This is a genomic window from Microbacterium sp. zg.B48 (assembly GCF_024623505.1).
In the GTDB taxonomy this organism is placed as follows: domain Bacteria; phylum Actinomycetota; class Actinomycetes; order Actinomycetales; family Microbacteriaceae; genus Microbacterium.
In genome coordinates, this window is record NZ_JANJFE010000008.1 from 1 (window position 1) to 16552 (window position 16552).

Sequence of the window (16552 nt, forward strand, 5' to 3'; positions counted from 1 at the left end):
CCCTGCGGTTGTGGTGTTGCTTTTCTGCTTGTGCGGCGCGGGCCCCCCCCCGCCCCCCCCCCCCCCCCCCACGGCTGCGGGAGGTGCCCCGTGACCTCGGCGATCCTGCCACCGGCGCCCGCGGGCGGACCGGTCGATGACACCGCCGTCGTCGATCACGAGCTGCTTGCGGCGCAGACCCGCGGAGGATTCTGGCGCGACGTCTGGAACCGGCTGCGACACAACCCGTCCGCCTGGATCGGCGCGGTCATCGTCGGGCTGTTCGTGCTCGTCTCGATGCTCGCCCCGTGGCTCGCGCCCTACCCGCCCAACGCGCTGCCGGGACAGGCCTACATCACCCCGACGCACATCCCCGGCCCCGGCGAGCTGCCGCAGTTCCCGCTCGGCCTGGACCGCTTCGGCGGCGACGTCCTGTCCAAGCTGATCTGGGGTGCACAGGCATCGTTGCTCATCGGTGTCATCTCGACCGCGTTCGGCCTGGCCGGTGGCATGCTCATCGGCCTCATCGCCGGCATGTTCGGCGGCCAAGTCGACAACGTGCTGATGCGATTCATTGACATCCTGCTCTCCGTGCCGAGCCTGCTGCTGGCCGTCTCGATCGCCGCGCTGCTCGGCCAGACGCCGTTCGCGGTGATGATCGCGATCGGAGTCTCGCAGGTGCCGATCTTCGCGCGCCTGCTGCGATCGTCGATGCTGCAGCAGCGCAGCGCGGACTACGTCCTGTCCGCGCAGACGCTCGGCCTGGGCCGCGGCAAGATCACGATGAGCCACGTGCTGCCGAATTCGGTCGGTCCGGTCATCGTGCAGGGCACCCTGAGCCTCGCCACGGCCGTCATCGATGCCGCGGCCCTGTCGTTCCTGGGACTCGGCGGTGGACGCCCCGAGACGGCGGAGTGGGGTCGGATGCTCACCTACGCGCAGTCCGAGCTGGCGATCGCCCCGTATCTGGCGTTCCTGCCCGGCATCTGCATCATGATCACCGCGCTGGGCTTCACGCTGCTCGGTGAGGCGCTGCGCGAGGCGATGGACCCCCGCACCCGCATGCGCTGACCCGGCATCGAGTGCCGTCGCGACCGGGTGCCGCTGCCCCGGCATCCGGTGTTCGCCTGTCACGAACTGCGGCCCGGCGCGGCGTGTTGTGACAGGTGAGCGGGGATGGCGCGAGGGGTGAGGTGCCCGGCCGCGAAGTGCGGCGTGGCTCGGCGGTTGGTCTCCGCTCGCCTGTCGCGATGTGCGGGCGCGCTCGGCGTGTTGTGACAGGTGAGCGGGGAAGGGCGCGCCGCGGGGGATGAGGCGAGCGGGGGATGCCGCGGCATCCGTGGCTCAGACGGCGATGTCCAGCTCGTTGCCGGGGATCGACGCGAGCAGCCGGCGCGTATACGGGTCGCGGGGATTGGTGAAGATCTCCTCGGACGTCGCCGCCTCGACCAGCACACCGTCCTTCATGACGCACACGTAGTCGCTGATCAGACGGACCACCGCCAGGTCGTGCGAGATGAACAGGTAGCTCAGGCCGTACTCGCTCTGCAGGTCGCTGAGCAGCCGGAGGATCTGGTCCTGCACGAGCACGTCCAGGGCGGACACGGGCTCATCGCACACGATCAGGTCGGGGGAGAGGGCGAGGGCGCGCGCGATCGCGACGCGCTGACGCTGACCGCCGGACAGCTCGGACGGATACCGGCGCAGCATCGACTGCGGCAGCGCGACGTCGTCGAGGAGCTGCCGGACGCGCGCGGAGCGCTCCTTGGCGGACCCGCGCTTGTAGAAGTCCAACGGCTCCATGATCAGCCGCTCGATGGAGAACATCGGATTCAGTGACGAGTACGGGTCCTGGAAGATCGGCTGCACCCGCTGGCGGAAGGAGTTCAGCTGCTTGCCCTTGAGGCTCTCGACGTCCTGCCCGTCGAAGCGGATGACGCCGCTGGTCGGGTCGACGACCTTCAGCACCATCCGTGCGGTGGTCGTCTTGCCCGATCCGGACTCGCCGACGATCGCCACGGTCTCACCGCGGGGGATCGCGAACGAGACGCCGTCGACCGCCGTGAACTCCTCCTTGCGGCCGCGGATCTTGAACACCTTCGTGAGGTTCTCGACTTCCACGATGTAGTCGGGCGCGGCCGGCTGGGTCCCGCCGGGCGTGCGGTCCGACACCGCAGCGGGCTCCGACACCGCAGCGGGCTCGGACACCGCAGCGGGCTCGGACACCGCGATCGGTTCCGCCGGTACGGTCGAATCCGGCGCGGATGCCGCGGCATCCGTCGCCCGGTTCTCGGACGTCGGCTTGCGGAAGGCCTCCGGGCGCAGTCGCACCGCCGCCACCGAGGGCGCGGCGCGGACCAGCGCCTGCGTGTACGGCTCCTGGGGGTCCTCGAGGATCTGCCGGGCAGGACCCTGCTCGACGATCCGGCCCCGGTGCATCACGACCACGCGCGACGCGCGCTCGGCAGCGAGGCCGAGGTCGTGGGTGATCAGCATCAGCGCGGTGCCCAGTTCGCCGGTCATCCGCTCGAGCTGGTCGAGGATCGTCCGCTGCACGGTCACATCCAGCGCGCTGGTGGGCTCGTCGGCGATCAGCAGGCGAGGGTTGCAGGCCAGTCCGATGGCGATCAGGGCTCGCTGGCGCATGCCGCCGGAGAACTCGTGCGGATACTGCTTGGCGCGCTCCGCGGCGTCGGGCAGCCCGGCGGCGGCGAGCGTCTCGACGACCTTGCGGTCGACGTCCCGGCGGGTGGCCAGTCCGTGCGCGAGCAGCGTCTCGGCAACCTGGCTCCCGATCTTGGCGACCGGGTTGAGGTTCGACATCGGATCCTGCGGCACCAGCCCGATGGCCGCGCCGCGGATGCCGCGCATCACGGTCTCCGAGGCGCCGACCAGGTCTTCGCCCTCGAAGAGGATGCTGCCCTTGGTCACCCGGCCGTTGCCGGGCAGCAGGCCGATCACGGCCATCGCGGTCGTGGACTTGCCTGAGCCGGACTCGCCGACGATGGCGAGTGTCTCGCCCGCGGCCAGGTCGAGGTCCACGCCTTCCACGGCGTGGACGGTGCCATCGACCGTCCGGAACTCGACCGCGACATCGCGGACCTGGAGCAGCTGCGTGCCGGCGGCGACGCGCTCGGAGGATCGGGCCATGCGTCCATCCTGCCTGGCGCGCGGGCGCGCCGCACCCGCGGCGCTCGAGCCTTTACGCAGTCGTAACCCGTGCCTGGTGGCCCTTCGGCGCATAACTCCTGCATTCGTCGAGGCGGGCGGCGGTCACGCCGCATACTGGCGCGAGTACGGGCGCGCATCGGGTCAGGATTGCAGGAGTTATGCGCTGCCGCCCGGCGATACCGTGGAGCATGGCCTGGATCGACCTCAACGCGGACCTCGGCGAGACGGTCGCGGGCATTCCGACGGCGGACGACGAGGCGATGTTCGCGGTGATCTCCAGCGCGAGCATCGCATGCGGCGGCCACGCCGGGGATGCCGCGTCCCTGACCGTGGCGGTCGACCGCGCGGCGCGGTTCGGCGTCGCCATCGGCGCACACCCCTCGTACCCGGATCCGGCGAACTTCGGCCGGGTCCCTCTGGCGATGCGGCCCGCCGAGCTGACTTCCGCCGTGGCCGCGCAGCTGGCTGCGCTCGTCGACGCCGGCGCCGACGTCCGCTACGTCAAGCCCCACGGCGCGCTGTACCACGCGGTCACCGCGGACGCCGCGCACGCGGACGCGGTCGTCGCGGCGGTCGCCGACCTCGCCGCCCGGCTCGGCCGGCCGGTCGCGGTGCTGGGGCTCGCCGGGCGGATTGAGCACGCGACGCGCACCGCGGGGCTGCCCTTCGTCCGCGAAGCTTTCCTGGACCGCGGCTACCGTCCGGACGGCTCCCTGGTCCCCCGCGGGGAGCCCGGGGCGCTGCTGCACGATCCCGCCGAGGTCGCCGCCCGCGCGGTGCGCCTCGTCCGCGAGGGAGTGGTCGAGACACGGGACGGGATGCCGGTGCCCGCCGACGCGGTATCCCTGTGCCTGCATGGCGACTCGCCCGCGGCGGTCGCCATGGCCCGCGCGGTGCGGGCAGCGCTGGATGCCGAGGGCATCGGGGTGCGGGCGCCGTGGTGAATCCGCTGCCCGTGCGAATTCTCCCGATGGGCCAGCACGCCGTGCTGGTCGAGGTCGATTCCCTCGATGCGGCCGTCGCGCTGCGGGCTCGGCTCGAAGCGACGCGACCCCCCGGTGTCGTGGACCTCGTCCCGGCCGCCCGCACGGTGCTGGTGCGTGTCGATCCCGCCCGCGTCCCGCTCGCAGCGGTGCGGTCGTGGGTCGCCGGTGCGACGACGGATGCCGCCGCCGCCGCGACCGCGGATGCACCGCTCGTCGAGCTGGAGGTCGGGTACGACGGCGCGGACCTGGCCGAGACGGCAGAGCTGCTCGGGGTGAGCGCCGACGAACTCGTGCGCGCTCACGCGGCCGCGGAGTGGACGGTCGCCTTCACCGGGTTCGCCCCCGGATTCGGATACCTCATCAGCCCGGACTGGACCTTCGACGTGCCCCGCCTGCCCAGCCCGCGCACGCGCGTGCCGCGTGGTGCGGTCGGCCTGGCCGCGGGTTTCACCGGCGCGTATCCGCGGGACACCCCGGGCGGGTGGCGGCTGATCGGCACCACGTCCGCTGCGCTGTTCGACCCGGATGCCGCCTCGCCGGTGCTGCTGTCACCCGGCACGCGGGTGCGGTTCCGTCCGGTCGCGCCGGGCGGCCGGACGGCAGCGGCGCCGTCAGGCGGCCGGGCGGCAACGGCGCCATCGGACAACGAGACCGCAGCGGCGCCATCGGACAACGAGACCGCAGCGGCGCCGTCAGGCAGTGCGCGAGCCCCGCGGCCGGGCGCTCCGGGGCTGCAGGTCCTCGAGCCGGGACTGCTGGCCACCGTGCAGGACCTGGGGCGTGCCGGCTCGGCCTCGTGGGGCGTCGCCGGCTCCGGGGCGCTGGACCGCGGCGCGCTGCGCACCGCCAACCGACTGCTGGGCAACCCCGAGGACGCGGCGGCGGTCGAGGTGACGATGGGCGCTTTCCGTGCGGTCGCGCTGCGCGACCTGTGGTTCGCGGTGACCGGCGCGTGGGGACCGATCCGCCTGGACGGACGCGAGCGGGACCCCTACGAGGCGCACCCGTGGCCCGCGGGAGCGCAGCTGCAGCTGGACTGGTTCGACGCCGGCGCACGCGCGTACCTGGCGGTGCGGGGCGGGATCGACGCCGCGCCGGTGCTCGGATCGCGGGCGAGCGATGTGCTGGCCGGCATCGGGCGGCCTCCGCTGCGGGCCGGCGACGCGCTGCCGGTCGGCGCCGAACCGGCGGATGCCATCCCGGTCGCCGTGGTGGCGCCGTGGGGTGCGCCGCACGACGACGAGATCGAGGTCGCTCTGGCTCCGGGTCCGCGCGCGGACTGGTTCGCGGCATCCGCGCTGTCCGTCCTGTACGAGGCGGTCTGGACGGTCACCACCGACGCGGACCGGGTCGGGATGCGCCTGGACGGACCGGCGCTCGCCCGCACCCGCACGGACGAGCTGCCGAGCGAGGGCATGGTGCCCGGTGCGCTGCAGGTGCCGCCCAGCGGACGGCCGACCATCCTGCTCGCCGACGGGCCGGTCACCGGCGGGTATCCGGTCCTCGCGGTGGCGACGGATGCCGCGCTCGACCTGCTCGCGCAAGCGCGGCCCGGCGCGCGGGTGCGCTTCCGGCATGCACGGCCGGCCTGAGCCGGACGCCACCGCGGTCGCAGGCTCGGATCTTCGCAGCGGAATCGGGCCACGAGCGCGCCGGCATCCGAATCCGACGTCAGCTCCCGTGAAGACACGGCTTCGGAACGGACCGAGGATGCCGGGGCCGGTGCCCTACCAGTGCGACAGCGCCTCGGTGGCCAGCGCACGCTCGGGCTCCGGAAGGGCGAGGGCGACGGCTTCGGCCATCGTCAGCTGCACGCCCTCGCGTTCGCCGGCGGCCACCGCATCCGGGTCGCTGCGGCGGACGGCATCCAGCGACAGCTCGTGCACGGTGAAGGCCTCCACGTCGAAGACGCCGATCCGGTGGCGGATGGCGGCCGCCGCGGCCGACAGGGCACCGGCGCGGCGCGCGTCCCCGTGCGCCGCCGCGATGGCGCAGATGCCCTCCAGCCCGTAGGCCACGCCCTCCTCGTGATGCAGCGTGACCGAGTCCACCAGGGTCCGCCGGAACACCTCCTCGGCCTCGGCGACCTGGCCGCCGACCAGCAGCAGTCGTCCGATCTGGTTGCCGGCCACCGAGCGGGTGAACAGATCCCCGCCGGCGTCGGCGACCGCGCTGGCTCGCTGGAAGTGCGTGAGCGCATCCTCGCGTGACCCGCGCAGCCACGCGACCCGGCCCAGCGACACCTGCGTGATCGCCTCGCCCCAGCTGTTGCCCAGGCGGTGCAGCCGCTCCACCGCGTCATCGAGCTCCCGCGACGCGGTCTCGATGTCCGGCTGCGGCAGCTGCACGCGCGCGGTCGCGCGAGCCGCCAGCGCCATCGCCGCGGCATCCTCGTCCCCGCTGTCGGTGAACAGCCGGACGCACTCGGCCAGCCCGGCCACGACCTCCTCGGACGGGCGCTGCCACATCTCGCCCCACAGTGCGAAGAACCAGGCGATCGCGCGCGAGCGGGACCGGATGGGCTGCTCCTTGCCGAGCAGTTCCAGCATCCACACCCGGACGCCCCCGAACAGGCCCATGATCCACCAGTAGATGAGCAGACCCCAGGCGAACTCGGCCGCGTCGTCGAGCCGGTCGGTGTAGACCAGATGCCGGATGGCGGCACGCAGGTTCGCCAGCTCCACGGTCAGGGCCGCCAGCGTGGCCACTTGACTCGTGCTGCGCAGATGCCCGCCATCCCGACGCACCAGCGCGGTGTAGTAATCGGCATGTGCGGCGCGCATCACGTCCGCCTCGCCGCGCTCCTTGAGCCTGCCCAGGGCGTACTCGCGGACGATGGCCAGCAGCGACAGCACCGGCCGGCCCTGCACCTCGCTCTGCGTGACCAGCGAGCCGTCGATCAGGGCGGTGATCGCGTCGATGGCGTGGCCGTCCCAGGAGCGCCCGACGCCGATCGCCTCCACCGCCTCGAGCGAGAAGCGCTCGGCGAACACCCCGAGGTCCTCCAGCAGTGCGCGGTCCTGCGCCGCAAGCAGGCCGACGCTCCAGTCCAGGGTGGCGCGCATCGTCCGGTGCCGGTCCGGCAGATCGCGGACGGCCGCCGTCAGCAGGGGCAGGCTCTGCTTGAGCCGCTCGGCGATGCCGGCGGGGGTGAGTATCCGCAGCTTCGCGGCCGCCAGCTCGATCGCGAGCGGGAGCCCCTCGAGCCGCCGGCAGATGTCCATGACGGCACCGGCGTTGTCCTCCGTGAGCGCGAAGGACGGCTTGGCGGCCTGGGCGCGATCGACGAACAGCTGAACCGCCGTGGACTGCCGCGCGCGCTCCAGGGTGCCCGGGGCGTTCGGGCCGGGCGTGCCCAGCGCGCGCACGTCGTACACCTGCTCGCCCCGGATGCGCAGCACGATGCGGCTGGTCACGAGGAAGCTCGCGGTCGGGGCCACCGTGTACAGCCGCACCAGCACGGGGGCCGCATCGACGATCTGCTCGAAGTTGTCCAGCACGAGCAGCACGTTGCGCTCGGCGAGCGCGCGGGAGATGCGCTCCTCGAGTACCGCTTCTCCGTTGTCCCGGATGCCCAGCGTGTACGCGATGGTGGGCAGCAGCAGGCCCGGCTCCAGGACGTTCTCGAGCCCGACGAAGTACACGCCGTCCGGGAACAGCCCGCGGGCGGCGAGTGCGACCTCGATGGCCAGGCGGCTCTTGCCGATGCCGCCCGGGCCGATCAGGCTGATCACGCGGTCGGTGCCGCGGGAGAGCAGCTCGCGGACCTCGGCGATCTCACGCTCGCGGCCGATCGTCGTGGTGTACGGGGCAGGCACCCGGGCGATCAGCGAGGTCGCGGCATCCGACTCCAGCGGCGCCGCGAGCGCGCGGGACTCGTCGAACCGTTCCGCCAGCAGCGTGGCCAGATCGGCGCTGACCTGGGTGCCGAGCTGTTCCGGGGAGTCGAAGGGGAGGTAGGCGGCGGTGTCGTCGATCTGGATGCGGGTGATGAGGTCGCGCAGACGCGGCTCGCGGTGGTCGCTCCTTTTGATGTAGATGAGTTTGGGCATCTGGCGGGGGGCCAGGGTGTATTCGTCTTCGAGTCCGGAGATCTGCTCGTCGGGGGCGATCCAGCCGTAGCTGTCGGCGTAGATGCCGATGAAGACGTCGCTCTGGGCCAGGTAGGAGCGGTAGAGCTCTCGGGGCGGGTGCGGGCGGGCGCCGAGCTCGAACATGACCGGAGCCAGCTGCATGCGTTCGATCGCGGCGCGGACGGCGCGGCGTTCCTCGGCGAGTTCGCGCAGGGTCGAACTCACGAACACCCGGATCCGCTGGTCGGGCGTGCGGATCACGGGCTCTCGAGCCCCAGTCATGACGCCATCATGGCCTGTATTCGGCTGTATGCACCAGAGGGGATGCCGTGCCGATCCTCGGGCTGCGCGAGGGGCGGAACGGGGTCGGATCCGCGGCACCCGTCCCGCCGGGCACGCGTCCCGTCCGACGCGCGCGTGCCCGCGGTCGCGGTACGGGAAGACCTGCCGATCGGGGAATGCGGGGCCTCAGGTCGCGTTATACCGTACGAGAGCGATCTTTTCAAGAACTCGACTGGACACGGCGTGGCATACCGGGTATAGTCGTTCCTTGCGCTCTTGGATTCCCCCTGCCCTCATATGGTGGTCGGCTGTGCCTGCGTGCCCCCGCTTCTCGAACTCACCTTTCTGAAGCGGAGTGTGGCGCCCAGGTTTCGGGGACAAATGAGCACTCCACCCTGACGACAAGGAAACGAGCCCCGCCCCGGGCCCACGGAGGTAATCCCCTTGGCTGCTGCGCGCAACGCATCTACCACCCCCACCATCAAGAACGGCCGCGGAGCATCCCGCCTCTCGTTCGCCAAGATCACAGACACGCTGACGGTCCCTGACCTTCTCGCGCTGCAGACGGAGTCCTTCGACTGGCTCGTCGGCAACGAGCAGTGGAAGGCGCGCGTGGCCGAGGCCAAGAGCACCGGCCGCACCGACGTGCCTGAGATCAGCGGCCTCGAGGAGATCTTCGAGGAGATCTCGCCGATCGAGGATCTGAGCGAGACCATGCAGCTCTCGTTCACCAACCCGTACCTCGAGCCGGAGAAGTACTCCATCGACGAGTGCAAGGAGCGCGGCAAGACCTACGCCGCCCCGCTGTACGTCGAGGCCGAGTTCATGAACCACCAGACCGGTGAGATCAAGACCCAGACGGTCTTCATGGGCGACTTCCCGCTCCAGACCGGCAAGGGCACGTTCATCATCAACGGCACCGAGCGTGTCGTGGTCTCGCAGCTGGTCCGCTCGCCCGGTGTGTACTTCGACCGGACGCCGGACAAGACCTCCGACAAGGACATCGTCTCGGCGCGCATCATCCCCAGCCGTGGCGCATGGCTCGAGTTCGAGATCGACAAGCGCGACCAGGTCGGCGTGCGCATCGACCGCAAGCGCAAGCAGTCGGTCACCGTGTTCCTCAAGGCGCTGGGTCTGACCAGCGAGGAGATCCTCGAGGAGTTCGCCGGATTCGACTCGATCGAGGAGACCCTCGCGAAGGACACCATCCTCTCCAAGGAGGATGCGCTCCGCGACATCTACCGCAAGCTGCGCCCGGGCGAGCAGGTCGCCGCCGAGGCTGCCCGTGCGCTGCTGGACAACTTCTACTTCAACTCCAAGCGCTACGACCTGGCGAAGGTCGGTCGTTACAAGATCAACCAGAAGCTCGGCCTGGACGCGCCCCTGTCGGACTCGGTCCTGACCGTCGCCGACATCGTCGCGACGATCAAGTACCTCGTCCGCCTGCACCGCGGCGACACGACGTTCAACGGTCTCCGCGGCGGCAAGCCGGCCGAGATCCGCATGGACATCGACGACATCGACAACTTCGGCAACCGTCGCATCCGCGCGGTCGGCGAGCTGATTCAGAACCAGGTTCGCACCGGCCTGTCGCGCATGGAGCGCGTCGTCCGCGAGCGCATGACCACGCAGGACATCGAGGCGATCACGCCGCAGACCCTGATCAACGTGCGCCCCGTCGTCGCCGCGATCAAGGAGTTCTTCGGAACCTCTCAGCTGTCGCAGTTCATGGACCAGAACAACCCGCTCGCGGGTCTGACCCACAAGCGTCGCCTTTCCGCGCTCGGCCCCGGTGGTCTGTCGCGTGAGCGCGCCGGCGTCGAGGTCCGTGACGTCCACCCGTCGCACTACGGTCGCATGTGCCCGATCGAGACCCCGGAAGGCCCGAACATCGGCCTGATCGGATCGCTCGCATCGTTCGCGCGCATCAACTCGTTCGGCTTCATCGAGACGCCGTACCGCAAGGTGGTCGACGGCCGGGTCACCGACCAGATCGACTACCTCACGGCCAGCGTCGAAGAGGACTACATCGTCGCCCAGGCCAACGCGCCTCTGAAGGCGGACGGTCACTTCACGGAGGACCGCGTCCTGGCCCGCAAGAAGGGCGGAGAGGTCGACCTCTTCCACGCGGACGAGATCGGCTACATGGATGTCTCGCCGCGCCAGATGGTGTCGGTCGCGACCTCGCTGATCCCGTTCCTCGAGCACGACGACGCGAACCGCGCCCTCATGGGTGCGAACATGCAGCGCCAGGCCGTTCCGCTCCTGCGTTCCGAGTCGCCCGTGGTGGGCACCGGCATGGAGGGCTTCGCGGCCATCGACGCCGGCGATGTCGTCACCACCGAGAAGGCGGGCGTCGTCCTCGAGGTGTCTGCGGACGTCGTGACCGTGCAGCTGGACGAGGGCGGCACGCAGCAGTACTTCCTGCGCAAGTTCGACCGCTCCAACCAGGGCACCAGCTACAACCAGCGCGTCGTGGTCTCGGCCGGAGAGCGCGTCGAGGCCGGTCAGGTCATCGCGGATGGTCCCGCGACGGAGAACGGCGAGCTCGCGCTCGGCAAGAACCTCCTGGTGGCGTTCATGACGTGGGAGGGTCACAACTTCGAAGACGCGATCATCCTCAGCCAGGACCTGGTCAAGGACGACACCCTCTCCTCGATCCACATCGAGGAGTACGAAGTGGACTCCCGCGACACCAAGCTCGGCAAGGAGGAGATCACCCGTGATCTCCCCAACGTGAGCCCGGATCTGCTGAAGGACCTCGACGAGCGCGGCATCATCCGCATCGGCGCCGAGGTTCGGCCCGGTGACATCCTCGTCGGCAAGGTCACGCCCAAGGGCGAGACCGAGCTCTCGGCCGAGGAGCGCCTGCTGCGCGCGATCTTCAACGAGAAGAGCCGCGAGGTCCGCGACACGTCCCTGAAGGTGCCTCACGGCGAGCAGGGCACGATCATCGCGGTCAAGGAGTTCAACGCCGAGGACGGCGACGACGAGCTCGGCTCCGGCGTCAACCGCCGGGTCGTGGTCTACATCGCCCAGAAGCGCAAGATCACCGAGGGCGACAAGCTCGCCGGACGCCACGGCAACAAGGGTGTCATCGCGAAGATCCTGCCCGTCGAGGACATGCCGTTCCTCGCGGACGGCACGCCCGTCCAGGTCATCCTGAACCCGCTCGGCATCCCCGGTCGCATGAACTTCGGCCAGGTGCTGGAGCTTCACCTCGGCTGGATCGCCCAGCAGGGCTGGAAGGTCGAAGGCAAGCCGACGTGGGCCAAGCACCTGCCGGCGCAGGCCTTCGAAGCCGCGCCCGGCACCAAGGTCGCCACTCCGGTGTTCGACGGTGCCGCCGAGGAGGAGATCGCCGGTCTGCTGGACTCGACGAACCCCACCCGCGACGGCGACCGCCTGATCGATTCGACCGGCAAGACCCTGCTGTTCGACGGTCGTTCGGGTGAGCCGTTCCCGGCGCCGGTCTCGGTCGGCTACATGTACATCCTGAAGCTGCACCACCTCGTGGATGACAAGATCCACGCGCGCTCGACGGGTCCGTACTCGATGATCACCCAGCAGCCGCTGGGTGGAAAGGCGCAGTTCGGCGGACAGCGCTTCGGTGAGATGGAGGTGTGGGCCCTCGAGGCCTACGGTGCGGCATACGCGCTCCAGGAGCTCCTCACGATCAAGTCCGACGACATCCTCGGCCGCGTCAAGGTGTACGAGGCGATCGTCAAGGGCGAGAACATCCAGGAGCCCGGCATCCCCGAGTCGTTCAAGGTGCTCATGAAGGAGATGCAGTCGCTCTGCCTGAACGTCGAGGTCCTCTCGGCCGACGGCACTGCGGTCAACCTCCGCGACACCGACGACGACGCCTTCCGTGCTGCTGAAGAGCTCGGCATCAACATCTCCAGCCGCTTCGAATCCTCGTCCATCGACGAGATCTGATTCCGGCACCGATTTCGATACGGCGGCGCAGCCGCCTACTCAATCACCGAAGTTTTTAAAGCACACAGGAGAACCAGTGCTCGAATCAAACACTTTCGATCAGCTTCGCATCGGCCTAGCCACTGCTGACGACATCCGTCGTTGGTCGTTCGGCGAGGTCAAGAAGCCCGAGACAATCAACTACCGCACGCTCAAGCCCGAGAAGGACGGCCTCTTCGGAGAGCAGATCTTCGGGCCCTCCCGCGACTGGGAGTGCGCGTGCGGAAAGTACAAGCGCGTCCGGTTCAAGGGCATCGTCTGCGAGCGCTGCGGCGTGGAGGTCACCAAGTCCTCCGTCCGTCGTGAGCGCATGGGCCACATCGAGCTCGCCGCTCCGGTCACCCACATCTGGTACTTCAAGGGCGTCCCCTCGCGCCTCGGATACCTGCTGGACATGGCGCCGAAGGACCTCGAGAAGGTCATCTACTTCGCCGCGTACATGGTGATCTCCGTCGATGAGGAGGCGCGTCACCGCGACCTCGCGACGCAGGAGAACAACATCCGTCTCGAGCTGAAGACGCTCGGCGACCGGCGCGACTCGCGCATCGCCACGCGCCTGCACAAGCTGGAGGAGGAGCTGGCAGCCCTGGAGGAAGAGGGCGCCAAGGCAGACCAGAAGAAGAAGGTCAAGGATGCCGCCGAGAAGGACATGGCGGGAATCCGCAAGTCCTTCGACGACCAGATCGTCCGTCTGGAGAAGGTGTGGGAGGACTTCCGCACCCTGTCCGTTGGCGACCTGAAGGGCGAGGACGAGATCTTCCACGAGCTCCAGGACCGCTTCGGTCAGTACTTCGAGGCCCACATGGGCGCCGAGTCGATCAAGCGTCGCCTGGAGGCGTTCGACCTGCAGGCCGAGTCCGAGAACCTGCGCCTGCAGATCTCCGAGGGCAAGGGCCAGCGCAAGATCCGCGCGATCAAGCGTCTCAAGGTCGTCAGCGCGTTCCTGCAGACCGGCATGAGCCCGGCATCGATGGTCCTGGACGTCGTCCCGGTCATCCCGCCGGAGCTGCGTCCGATGGTGCAGCTGGACGGTGGCCGTTTCGCGACCTCCGACCTGAACGACCTGTACCGCCGGGTGATCAACCGCAACAACCGCCTCCGTCGCCTGATCGATCTGGGTGCTCCCGAGATCATCGTCAACAACGAGAAGCGGATGCTGCAGGAGGCCGTCGACGCGCTGTTCGACAACGGCCGCCGCGGACGCCCCGTCACCGGTACCGGCAACCGTGCACTGAAGTCCCTGAGCGACATGCTCAAGGGCAAGCAGGGCCGCTTCCGCCAGAACCTGCTCGGAAAGCGTGTCGACTACTCCGGCCGGTCGGTCATCGTCGTCGGTCCGCAGCTCAAGCTGCACCAGTGCGGCCTGCCCAAGCAGATGGCGCTCGAGCTGTTCAAGCCGTTCGTCATCAAGCGCCTGATCGACCTCGGTCACTCGCAGAACATCAAGGCCGCCAAGCGCGCCGTGGAGCGCACGCGCCCCGAGGTGTGGGACGTGCTCGAGGAGATCATCCGCGAGCGCCCCGTGCTGCTGAACCGCGCGCCCACGCTGCACCGTCTCGGCATCCAGGCGTTCGAGCCCCAGCTCGTGGAGGGCAAGGCGATCCAGCTGCACCCGCTCGTGTGTGCCGCGTTCAACGCGGACTTCGACGGCGACCAGATGGCCGTCCACCTGCCGCTCTCGGTCGAGGCCCAGGCCGAGGCCCGCATCCTGATGCTCGCCTCGAACAACATCCTGAAGCCCTCGGACGGTCGTCCGGTGACCCTGCCCTCGCAGGACATGATCATCGGTCTGCACCACCTCACGACGGTCAAGCAGGGCGCGAAGGGCGAAGGCCGCGCGTTCGGCTCGGTCGGCGAGGCCATCCTGGCCAAGGACGAGGGCACGCTGGATCTGCAGGCCAAGGTGCGCATGCGCATCCCCGGTCTGACGTTCCTCGAGGCCGAAGGCGACACGCCGGAGTCCATCGCGGCGTACGAGCGCAACGGGCTCGTGGAGACCTCGCTGGGTCAGGCGATCTTCAACGACACGCTCCCCAAGGGCTACCCGTTCGTGCGCACGCAGGCCGACAAGGGCAAGCTCTCCGAGATCGTGAACAAGCTCGCCGAGGAATACCCCAAGGTTGAGGTCGCCGCGACGCTGGACCGCATCAAGGACGCCGGCTTCTACTGGGCCACCCGTTCGGGCGTGACGGTCGCGCTGAGCGACATCCTCACCCCGCCGGACAAGCCCGCCATCGTGGCACGCCACGAGAAGGCCGCCGCCAAGGTGCAGTCGCAGTACGAGAAGGGTCTGACCACCGACTCGGAGCGTCGCCAGGAGCTCATCAAGATCTGGACCGAGGCGACCGAGGAAGTGCAGACCGCGATGCGGGCGAACTTCCCCGAGGACAACACCATCAACCGCATGGTCTCGTCCGGTGCTCGTGGTAACTGGCTGCAGATCCGCAACATCGCGGGTATGCGTGGCCTGGTGAACAACCCCAAGGGTGAGATCATCCCCCGTCCGATCATCTCCTCGTACCGCGAGGGTCTGTCGGTGGCGGAGTACTTCATCGCGACGCACGGTGCCCGCAAGGGTCTGGCCGACACGGCGCTCCGTACGGCCGACTCGGGATACCTCACCCGTCGTCTCGTGGACGTCTCGCAGGATGTCATCATCCGCGAGGACGACTGCGGCACGTCGAAGGGCCTCGAGCTGCCGATCGCAGCTGCCGGTGCCGACGGCGTCCTCGTCAAGGACCCGAACGTGGAGAACTCCGTGTTCTCCCGGACGCTGGCCTCTGACGCGGTCGACGCGCAGGGCAACGTGCTCGCCGCCGCCGGCGACGACGTGGGCGACGTGCTGCTGAACACGCTGATCGAGGCGGGTGTGGAGACCATCAAGGTGCGCTCCGTGCTCACCTGCGACTCGGCTGTCGGCGTCTGCGCGCAGTGCTACGGCCGTTCGCTCGCGACCGGAAAGCTCGTCGACATCGGAGAGGCCGTCGGCATCATCGCGGCCCAGTCGATCGGTGAGCCCGGAACGCAGCTCACGATGCGCACCTTCCACACGGGTGGTTCGGCCTCGGCTGATGACATCACCCAGGGTCTGCCCCGTGTGCAGGAGCTCTTCGAGGCGCGTACCCCCAAGGGTGCGTCGCCGATCGCCGAGTCGGACGGTCGGATCACGATCGAAGAGAGCGATCGCGCCAAGAAGGTCATCCTGACGCCGGACAACGGCGAGGAGCCGCACGTCTACCCGGTGCTGCGCCGCGCGACCCTGCTGGTCGAGGACGGCCAGCACGTCACGGTCGGTCAGCCGATCCTGGTGGGCACGCTGGACCCCAAGGAGGTCATGCGCGTCATGGGCGCCCGCGAGGTGCAGCGTTACCTCGTCAACGGCGTTCAGGGCGTGTACCGCTCGCAGGGTGTGCCGATCCACGACAAGCACATCGAGGTCATCGTGCGCCAGATGCTGCGCAAGGTCACCGTCGTGGACCACGGCGAGACCACGCTGCTCCCGGGTGAGCTGGTCGACTTCAAGAAGTACCAGAGCATGAACCGTGCCGCCGTGGCCGAGGGCAAGCGCCCCGCGTCCGGTCGCCCGGAGCTCATGGGTATCACGAAGGCGTCGCTTGCGACCGAGTCGTGGCTGTCGGCGGCGTCGTTCCAGGAGACGACGCGCGTGCTGACGCAGGCCGCGATGGAGGGCAAGAGCGACCCGCTCCTGGGCCTCAAGGAGAACGTCATCATCGGAAAGCTCATCCCCGCCGGAACCGGACTTGCGAAGTACCGCAACGTCGTGGTCGAGGCGACGGAGGAGGCGAAGAGCGAGCGGTACCCCAACCGCATCTTCGCGTCGGACGGCGCCTACAGCGACGCCGACCTGAGCTACGTCGACTTCGACAGCTTCTCGACGGACGACTTCACGCCCGGCACGTACAACTAGACACGAGAGGGCTCAATGCTGCGAAGCAGCGTTGAGCCCTCTTCGTGTCTGGATCCGCACGGAAGGCCCCGGTTCGCCGGGGCCTTCCGTGCGTCCGGCCGCGATCGCGATGCCGGCGCCGTCGCGCGCCGGAGCGGGGTGGTCGCGCCGCGCCC

Annotated in this window: 7 protein-coding genes; 5 read left to right on the forward strand and 2 right to left on the reverse strand. The window is 69.4% G+C overall.

Translation table 11 applies throughout. The features are described from left to right. Positions 1-90: 90 nt before the first annotated feature. Positions 91-1050, forward strand: a complete 960-nt coding sequence (locus tag NQ152_RS06750; protein WP_374113571.1) for an ABC transporter permease — start codon at positions 91-93, stop codon at positions 1048-1050. A 273-nt stretch (positions 1051-1323) separates the two neighbouring features. On the opposite strand, the gene NQ152_RS06755 is transcribed toward NQ152_RS06750, so the two are convergent. After that, positions 1324-3129, reverse strand: a complete 1806-nt coding sequence (locus NQ152_RS06755; protein WP_257523461.1) for an ABC transporter ATP-binding protein — start codon at positions 3127-3129, stop codon at positions 1324-1326. Positions 3130-3338: 209 nt separating this feature from the next. Here NQ152_RS06755 and NQ152_RS06760 point away from each other — a divergent pair, with 209 nt between their 5' ends. Together NQ152_RS06760 and NQ152_RS06765 are read left to right on the forward strand one after the other, a co-directional pair. Then, a complete protein-coding gene (locus tag NQ152_RS06760; protein WP_257523462.1) occupies positions 3339-4094 on the forward strand; it encodes a 5-oxoprolinase subunit PxpA in 756 nt (251 codons plus the stop codon). 11 nt (positions 4095-4105) lie between these two features. Then, complete coding sequence (locus tag NQ152_RS06765; protein ID WP_374113572.1) at positions 4106-5728, forward strand: 5-oxoprolinase/urea amidolyase family protein; 1623 nt, start codon at positions 4106-4108, stop codon at positions 5726-5728. Positions 5729-5863: 135 nt separating this feature from the next. Here the strand turns inward: NQ152_RS06765 and NQ152_RS06770 are convergent, their stop codons facing one another. After that, positions 5864-8491: a DUF4062 domain-containing protein gene (locus NQ152_RS06770; protein ID WP_257523464.1), complete on the reverse strand. Its 2628-nt coding sequence runs from the start codon at positions 8489-8491 to the stop codon at positions 5864-5866. Between the two features lie 444 nt (positions 8492-8935). Here NQ152_RS06770 and NQ152_RS06775 point away from each other — a divergent pair, with 444 nt between their 5' ends. Both NQ152_RS06775 and NQ152_RS06780 read left to right on the forward strand, forming a co-directional pair. Beyond that, positions 8936-12430 (forward strand): DNA-directed RNA polymerase subunit beta, encoded by a 3495-nt coding sequence (locus NQ152_RS06775; protein ID WP_257501453.1) that lies wholly within the window; start codon positions 8936-8938, stop codon positions 12428-12430. 76 nt (positions 12431-12506) lie between these two features. Further along, positions 12507-16397 carry a DNA-directed RNA polymerase subunit beta' gene (locus tag NQ152_RS06780; protein ID WP_257501454.1) on the forward strand — a complete coding sequence of 1297 codons (3891 nt, stop codon included), beginning with the start codon at positions 12507-12509 and terminating at the stop codon, positions 16395-16397. The last annotated feature ends 155 nt before the right edge of the window (positions 16398-16552 follow it).

Coding starts and splice junctions, on each gene's coding strand:
- NQ152_RS06755 (WP_257523461.1), bottom strand. CDS start 3,129: ATGGCCCGATCCTCCGAGCGCGTCGCCGCCGGCACGCAGCTGCTCCAG.
- NQ152_RS06760 (WP_257523462.1), top strand. CDS start 3,339: ATGGCCTGGATCGACCTCAACGCGGACCTCGGCGAGACGGTCGCGGGC.
- NQ152_RS06770 (WP_257523464.1), bottom strand. CDS start 8,491: ATGACTGGGGCTCGAGAGCCCGTGATCCGCACGCCCGACCAGCGGATC.